This is a genomic window from Curtobacterium sp. B18 (assembly GCF_000333375.1).
Lineage (GTDB): Bacteria > Actinomycetota > Actinomycetes > Actinomycetales > Microbacteriaceae > Curtobacterium.
This window is the reverse complement of sequence record NZ_BACZ01000476.1, coordinates 1-2,800: the sequence shown is the minus strand read 5'-3', so window position 1 is coordinate 2,800 and position 2,800 is coordinate 1. Positions and strand designations below refer to the sequence as shown.

4 protein-coding genes are annotated in these 2,800 nt (G+C 72.0%); 2 read left to right on the top strand and 2 right to left on the bottom strand.

From position 1 onward, the window contains the following. Window positions 1–584, bottom strand: a 584-nt coding sequence (locus I5E_RS12705) for a flagellin N-terminal helical domain-containing protein (RefSeq protein WP_049973510.1), incomplete at its 3' end; no start/stop codon positions are given. Between the two features lie 129 nt (window positions 585–713). Continuing rightward, a complete protein-coding gene (locus I5E_RS12700) occupies window positions 714–1,565 on the bottom strand; it encodes a sigma-70 family RNA polymerase sigma factor (protein ID WP_022907315.1) in 852 nt (283 codons plus the stop codon). Between the two features lie 396 nt (window positions 1,566–1,961). Between I5E_RS12700 and I5E_RS12695 the strand changes: the two genes are divergently transcribed. Beyond that, window positions 1,962–2,447 (top strand): flagellar protein FlgN, encoded by a 486-nt coding sequence (locus tag I5E_RS12695; RefSeq protein WP_022907314.1) that lies wholly within the window; start codon window positions 1,962–1,964, stop codon window positions 2,445–2,447. Between the two features lie 4 nt (window positions 2,448–2,451). Next, window positions 2,452–2,800: flagellar basal body protein (locus tag I5E_RS12690; RefSeq protein WP_031262600.1), on the top strand; the 349-nt coding region annotated here is incomplete at its 3' end.

Below are 2,800 nucleotides of genomic sequence, written 5' to 3'. Positions count from 1 at the left end.
GTGGTGATCGCGCTCTGCGCGCCGGTGGCGGTCGTGAAGTCGAGACCGGTGACGGCGGTCGCCACGGTCGAGACGTTCGCGCCCGACAGGTCGACGTCGATCTGGCTCGCTGCGTCGCCGTTGGCGCCGACCTGGAACTTCAGGACGCCTGCGGTGCCGGCGGAGCCGTCGAGCAGGTTGATGCCGTTGAAGTTGGTCGACTGGGAGATGCGGGTGAGCTCCTTGGACAGCTCGGTGACCTCGGTGGAGATCGCCGTGCGGGAGTCCGCGTTGTTCGAGTCGTTGCCGGCCTGCACGGCCAGGTCGCGCATGCGCTGGAGGATCGAGTGGGTCTCGGTGAGGCCACCTTCAGCGGTCTGCACGACGGAGATGCCGTCCTGCGCGTTGCGGGCGGCGACCGTGAGGCCACCGACCTGGGACTTCAGCCCCTCGGAGATCGACAGACCGGCCGCGTCGTCGGCAGCACGGTTGATGCGGAGGCCGCTCGAGAGCTTCTCGAGGGACTTCGACAGGTCGTTCTGCGTCGAGTTCAGGTTCCGGTACGTGTTGAGTGCCGAGAGGTTGGTGTTGATGGACATACCCATGGTGGTTTCCTCCGTGAAATCTGGGTCGTACGTCTGCCCGTCCGTGGGCTGACATGGATGACTCTCGGCCGGTCGGCCGGAGCCGTTAGGGAATCGGCGGAATTCGTCGGACGACGAGTTCGCCGACGGCTAGCTGACCGCGACGACGGGCGCGGCCGGGGTGGCCGTGGCGTCGTGCACCGCCCGCGCCACGCCCGCTGCGGCGTTCGTGGCGACCCGCGCCAGGTAGGCGCTCCGCCGGGCGGCGGTGGTCTTCGAGGCCGGCGGCGCGACGACACCCTCGTCCCCGTAGTGCGCGGCGAGTCCGTCGCGGAGCAGGCGCATCGCCTCGGAGCGCTGCTGCGACACGGCGGAGTGGGTGATGCCGAGCTCGGCGGCGACCTCGGTGACCGACCGGTCGCCGAAGTACACGTTCTCGACGACGAAGCGCATCCGCTCGGGCAGCGCCTCGACGGCGGCGCGGAGGTAGCGGCGCTTCTCGGCCTCGAGCAGGTCCTCGCCCGGCAGCGGCAGGTCGGCGGCGAGGGTGTCGTGCACGGTCTCGTCGATCGGTGACACGGTCCGAGCCGCGTCGCTCATCGCGTCCGCGGCGGTCTGGCGGTCGACGCCCATCGCGTCCGCGATCTCCTGCACGCCGACGCTCCGGCCGAGCCGGGCCGACAGCGCCTCCTGCGTGGCGAGGGTCTCGCGGATCCGCTTCCGGGTGCCGCGCGACGCCCAGTCGGCGGAGCGCATGTCGTCCGCGATGGCACCGGTGATGCGGGTGCGGGCGTAGGCGCCGAACGGGACGCCGAGGTCGGGGTCGAAGGACTCGGCCGCGGCGACGAGGGCCAGCGACCCGACGGCGGCGAGGTCGTCGCGGTCGAGGTGCGTGGCACGCGCCCGGACGTCGGCGACGATGTAGCCCACGAGCGGGAGGTGCTCCACGATCATCGCGTTGCGGTCGTTCCGGTCCATGCTGATCCCCTGGTCGCCTGACATGCGTGACCCGTCCGTGGGCGCGGCGCACGCCGGCCTCGGATGGCCGGTGTGTACGCCGAAGACCCACCCGGGTCCCTCCGGGTGGTGCACCTCCCGCGTCCCTGCGACGCGGTGCGGGGTGTCCCCCGCGGTGCGCTTCGAATGTATCGGCTGGCAAAGCCCTGAGTGGGTGCACAACCGTCCCCAGTGCGGGGGTGAGAGGGTGTTTTCCCGGTCGGCATTTGGGGGGACCCCGGCCTGGGAACGCCCGTTCTTGTCCCCCGATGGGGTGCTTGCCAGGAGGCGCGGCTCGTGTCCGGCACACGCAGTCACCAGGTCGGTGCTTACGTCCGGCACCCGCGACCCGATAGGTCCCGGTGTCCGCAGGATGACCGACACACCCACCGGGAGGAGCTGATGAGCGTGAACGAACTGTCCGCCGTGCTCTGGCGCGAACGCGAACTGCTCGAGCTGCTCACCTTCAAGCTCGAGGAGGAGCAGCTGCTCCTCGCCGCCGGGCGCTCCCGCTGGGTCTCGCACGCCAGCCGTGAGGTCGAGCAGGTCCTCGAGCGCCTCCGCAGCACCGGTCTCGAGCGCGCCGCGTCGAGCGCCGAGGTCGCCGAGGAGTGGGGCGTCCCCGCTGACGCACCCCTCCGCGAGGTCGTCGCCGCCGCGCCGAACGGCCCGTGGGGCGAGATCCTCGCCGCGCACCTCACCGCGATGGTCGAGCTCACCACCCAGATCGGGGCGCTCCGCGACGAGAACGACCGGTTCCTCCGCACCGCCGCCCAGGCCACCGAGGAGACCCTCGCCGGGTCCGTCACCGGAGCCGCCACCTACGACGCCTCCGGAGCATCGGGCTCCGGGTCGGACGGGGCACGACTCTTCGAGGGGACCCTGTAGCACCGTGGTCAGCACCTTCGGATCCCTCGCCACCGCGTACTCCGGCATCGCCGCCGCCCGCGCCGGCATCGACGTCACCGGGCAGAACATCGCCAACGCCGGCACCGCCGGGTACACCCGGCAGCGCGTCTCGCAGTCGTCGATCCCCGCCGCCCAGACCGGCTTCATGCGCGGGACTGCAGCGCTCGCGGGCCAGGGCGTGTCCGTCGACGGCATCGCCCGCCTGGCGTCCCTGACGCTCGACGCCGGGGTACGGGTCGCCTCCGGGTCGTCCGCCTACGCCGACGCCCGCGCCACCGCGCTCGGCGCGCTCGAGGACGGACTGCACGAGCCCGGCGACGACGGCCTCTCGG